The sequence below is a fragment of the Streptomyces sp. NPDC056600 genome, from assembly GCF_042792855.1.
Taxonomy (GTDB): Bacteria; Actinomycetota; Actinomycetes; order Streptomycetales; family Streptomycetaceae; genus Streptomyces.
The window spans coordinates 1-4,014 of sequence record NZ_JBHTVQ010000126.1 but is presented as its reverse complement, the minus strand read 5'-3'; the positions used below and the strand labels follow the sequence as shown (position 1 = coordinate 4,014).

4 protein-coding genes and 1 pseudogene are annotated in these 4,014 nt (G+C 68.8%); 2 read left to right on the top strand and 3 right to left on the bottom strand.

Annotated features, from left to right (window positions below; all coding sequences use genetic code 11):
* Positions 1 to 61: 61 nt before the first annotated feature.
* From ACFRAV_RS31230 to ACFRAV_RS31220, 3 genes are all read right to left on the bottom strand, one after another.
* Positions 62 to 574 carry an HNH endonuclease gene (locus ACFRAV_RS31230; protein WP_382560961.1) on the bottom strand — a complete coding sequence of 171 codons (513 nt, stop codon included), beginning with the start codon at positions 572 to 574 and terminating at the stop codon, positions 62 to 64.
* Between the two features lie 180 nt (positions 575 to 754).
* The gene (locus ACFRAV_RS31225) at positions 755 to 1,294 is read right to left on the bottom strand and encodes a YbhB/YbcL family Raf kinase inhibitor-like protein (protein WP_351118709.1); all 540 of its coding nucleotides are present in this window, start codon (positions 1,292 to 1,294) and stop codon (positions 755 to 757) included.
* Between the two features lie 72 nt (positions 1,295 to 1,366).
* Positions 1,367 to 2,152: a sporulation protein gene (locus ACFRAV_RS31220; RefSeq protein ID WP_351118710.1), complete on the bottom strand. Its 786-nt coding sequence runs from the start codon at positions 2,150 to 2,152 to the stop codon at positions 1,367 to 1,369.
* A gap of 288 nt (positions 2,153 to 2,440) precedes the next feature.
* On the opposite strand from ACFRAV_RS31220, the gene ACFRAV_RS31215 reads away from it, so the two are divergent.
* Positions 2,441 to 3,052: a DNA-3-methyladenine glycosylase gene (locus ACFRAV_RS31215; RefSeq protein ID WP_382560957.1), complete on the top strand. Its 612-nt coding sequence runs from the start codon at positions 2,441 to 2,443 to the stop codon at positions 3,050 to 3,052.
* Positions 3,053 to 3,358: 306 nt separating this feature from the next.
* Positions 3,359 to 3,646, top strand: a pseudogene (locus ACFRAV_RS31210) (DNA-3-methyladenine glycosylase); the annotation flags it as partial.
* Positions 3,647 to 4,014: the final 368 nt, after the last annotated feature.

Here is a 4,014-nt window from a genome sequence, read left to right as displayed (position 1 = left end):
ACGCAGGGCCCGCCACCCTGGCCGGGGTGGCGGGCCCTGCGTCGTCCGCCCGCACCTGAGGTCAGGCGGCCGCCCGGACCGCCAGCCACTCCGGCAGGTCCGCGAGATCACGGTTCCCGCCTATCGCCAGCAGCATCGCGTCGGCCGGCGTGGGCTCGAACGGCTCGTGCAGCAGCGGCATCCCCGCCTGCTCCGGCGTCCGGTCCGCCTTGCGGTGGTTGTCCTCCGCGCAGGAGGCCACGGTGTTCAGCCAGGAGTCCCGGCCGCCCTGCGCCCGCGGCACCACATGGTCGACGGTGGAGGCGCGCCCACCGCAGTAGGCGCACCGGTGCCTGTCCCGTACCAGCACTCCCCGCCTCGACCACGGCGCTTGTCTTCGGAACGGCACCCGGATGTACCGGCAGAGCCTGATCACCCGGGGGGCGGGTATGTCCACCGCGGCCGCCCGCATCCGAAGATCGGGATGGGCCTGCTCCACGACCGCCTTGTCCTGGAGCACCAGCACCACGGCGCGGTTCAGCGTCACCGTCGACAGCGGCTCGAAGCTCGCGTTCAGCACCAGCGTGTCCCGCACAACAACCAGCCCACCTCTCGTGTGCCGGCCGCCCCCCTGGCAGCCGGAATCCCACTCTGGCCGGGCGTGCCGCGAGGGACAACGCAATATCCGCCGCCCCAACGGCAGAAAAGAAGCCCGCCCCTGATCAATTCCAAGACCAGGGACGGGCAAAACGTGCCGTGCGGCACTGACGCGGACTCAGTTCCCGGCGGGGACCTCGTACTCGCCGATCAGGTGGGCGCGGCCCAGCGTGTGGAAGCGCAGATTGAATCCGACCGCCGCCGGACTGGTGTCCGCGTCCGGGCCGAGCTTCTCCTGGTCCACGGCGTAGACCGTGAAGACGTACCGGTGCGGTCCGTCCCCGGCCGGCGGCGCGGCCCCGCCGAAGTCACGCGAGCCGTAGTCGTTGCGCGCGTGCACCGCGCCCTCGGGCAGGCCCTCGAACGCGCCCGAGCCCGCGCCGGCCGGCAGCTCCGTCACGGAGGCCGGGATGTCGAACAGCACCCAGTGCCAGAACCCGCTGCCGGTGGGGGCGTCCGGGTCGAAGCACGTCACCGCGAAGCTCTTCGTCCCGGGCGGGAAACCCTCCCAGCGCAGGTGCGGGGACGTGTTGCCCGCCGCGTGCACCTGGGCGTCCGCGAGCGTGCCGCCCGCCTCCACGTCGTCACTGGTCACCGTGAACGACGGGACCTGCGGATGGAAGTCGTGCGGCAGCGGCGGCCGGCTGGACTGGGTCACCTCGGTTACCTCCTGGCTGTGGGGCAGGAACCGCGCCGGCGAAGGACGCGGTTCCGCTTGTCCCGTCCGAGCCTAGAACCAGTTGCGCTTGCTGCCGACCTCGGACAGCCACTGGTTGAGGTACGCCGCCCAATCGGTCCCCTGGTAGTCGTGCAGACCCACCTTGAACGAGCGGAAGGTGTCGCTCCCCTCGCTGAACAGCCCCGGCTTCTTGTCCATCTCCAGGACGACGTCCATCTCGGACTGGTCCGCGACGAAGCTGATCTCGACCTGGTTCAGCCCTCGGTACTGCTGCGGGGGAAGGAACTCGATCTCCTGGTAGAACGGCAGCTTCTGCCGGGTCCCGCGGATGTGCCCGCGCTCCAGGTCCGCGTTCTTGAAGCGGAAGCCGAGACGTACGAAGGCGTCCAGGATCGCCTTCTGGGCCGGCAGCGGGTGCACGTTCACCGGGTCCAGGTCGGAGGAGTCCACCGCCCGGGCGATCGCCAGCTCGGTGGTCACCCCCACGTGCATGCCGCGCAGCGCGGAACCGTCGATCATCGTGACCGGCGTCTCCCACGGCACGTCGATGCCGAACGGCACCGTGTGCACCGCACCGGCCTGCAGCTGGAACGCACCGCCCAGCGGGACCTTCAGGAACTCGATGTTCTGCCGGTACTCCTGGTTGTCCCCGCCCTCGACCTCGACCTGTGCCTGCAGACCGACCGCGAGCCCCTCGATCTGCTGGTCGACCGACCCGCCCTGGATCCGCACCTCACCCTGCACCACGCCGCCGGGGACCACGTTGACCTCGGTCAGCACGGTCTCCACCGAGGCGCCCCCGGCACCGAGACTCGCGAGCAGCTTCTTGAACCCCATCTGTGTCCCTCTCTCCAGGCGCCCCCGTGGGTCCGCGCCCTCTCAGTCGTCCTCAGGTTCCTGCGATCCCTGACGGTTACTGGTAACGCCTGAGGCCAGGCGAACGGTTCCTGCCCCCGGAACCCGCACGGATCGGACCAGAACCCTCCCCATCCACCGCCCCCACGCCACCACCGCCCCTCCAGTACGCTCGGAGGACATGATCGCGACCCCCGACCGTACGCCAAAGTCCCGCCAGCTTGGTCATGTGCACGTTTACCGGACGTACGGCATGTCAAGGCGGTCAGCATGAATCTCGAGGATCTCGCTCACGCCGCCGAAGAGGTCGCGCCCAGGCTGCTCGGGGCCGTTCTCACCCATGAGGCACCCGAGGGAACCGTCAGCATCGCCATTACGGAGACCGAGGCGTACTCCGGCTCTGCCGATCCCGCCTCGCACGCATACCGTGGCAGAACACCACGCAACGCCGTGATGTTCGGACCCGCAGGACACCTGTACGTCTACCGGTCCCATGGTCTCCACTGGTGCGCCAACATCGTCACCGGCACGGACGGCATCGCCTCGGCAGTCCTCATTCGTGCGGGCAAGGTGGTCGAGGGGGAGGACCTGGCTCGAGAGCGCCGAGGAAGCGCAGTCGAGAGTTCACGTCTCGCGCGAGGACCGGGGAACTTCTGCCAGGCAATCGGCATCACGGCAGAGCACAACGGCACAGATCTGCTGGGCGGAACCGCGGTCGCTCTGTCGCAGGGTGAGTCAGTGCCTCCCGCGCTCGTCCGGGTCGGTCCCCGGGTAGGCGTGAGCAAAGCTCATGACTGGCAGCACCGCTTCTACGTCGCCGGCGACCCGACCGTCTCGGCCTACCGTCTGAGCCCGCGAGCCAAGCCGTCCGCCGGAATCTGAGCCGCTCTCCACCGCGCGCAGGTCCCGAAAGGTGATCCTGCAGTGATCAGACCTGAACTCCCGAACGCCCCGCCCTCGCGGCAGCAGCTCGACGAGTTCGCGCGCCTGCATGACCACCGTCCGCACGTGATCGATCCGCGCGGGGTCCTCGTGGTCCAGCACCTCCAACAGGTACTCGACGTCGCCAAGGTGCACCGGCACATGCTTCGTCCACAGTCCGGTCGTCGACAGTCCGGCCAATTCCGTCCGGACCTCCAGCAGGTCGGCACGGGCAAGGTCGACATCGGCGCGCTTGCGCCCTGGTGGCTTTCGGCCCGCTACGACAAGGATCTGGCCAAAGGCCCGGCGCGTCTCGCCACGGCCCTGGACATCGACCGCGCTCTCGACGGCACCGACGCCTGCGCCGCCGGAGGATCCCCCCTCACCGTCCTCACGGGTACCGCCGTGCGCGTCGACCAGGTACGGAACGGTCCCCGCACCGGAGTGGCCGGCGACGGAGGGAACGGGGACCTGCACTCGTGGCGCTACTGGATCGACGGCGATCCGACCGTGAGCCCGTACCGCGCCCACGTGCCCCGTCGACGGCGGGCTTGACGCCGCCCCTCGCGATCCGTAAGGTAGCCCGAGCCGCAAGACACGGCAGGCGTTCTGCCTTCACCGTGTGCGGCCACTCCACTACTCAACCTCTCCCCTGACCGGGGCGAATTCCTGCGTGCCCGCACGCCCGGAATTCGAACTGCAGGACTCGATTATGAGTTTCGGGAGCGAGTCGGTTAGCGTAGTGAATGCCGAAAGGCCGACGGATCTGATCTGGTCCGGAAGCCGGCGGCAACCCCCCTCCGACAGGGAATCGGACACCGAAAGGTTCTGATAGAGTCGGAACCGCCGGAAAGGGAAAACGCCGAAAGGCGAAGGACCTGGAAAGCACCGAGGAAATCGGAACGGAAACGGTCTGATAGAGT

Excerpts from the sequence above, each read along its gene's own strand:
- ACFRAV_RS31220 (WP_351118710.1), bottom strand. The coding sequence starts at position 2,152 with ATGGGGTTCAAGAAGCTGCTCGCGAGTCTCGGTGCCGGGGGCGCCTCG.
- ACFRAV_RS31215 (WP_382560957.1), top strand. The coding sequence starts at position 2,441 with ATGAATCTCGAGGATCTCGCTCACGCCGCCGAAGAGGTCGCGCCCAGG.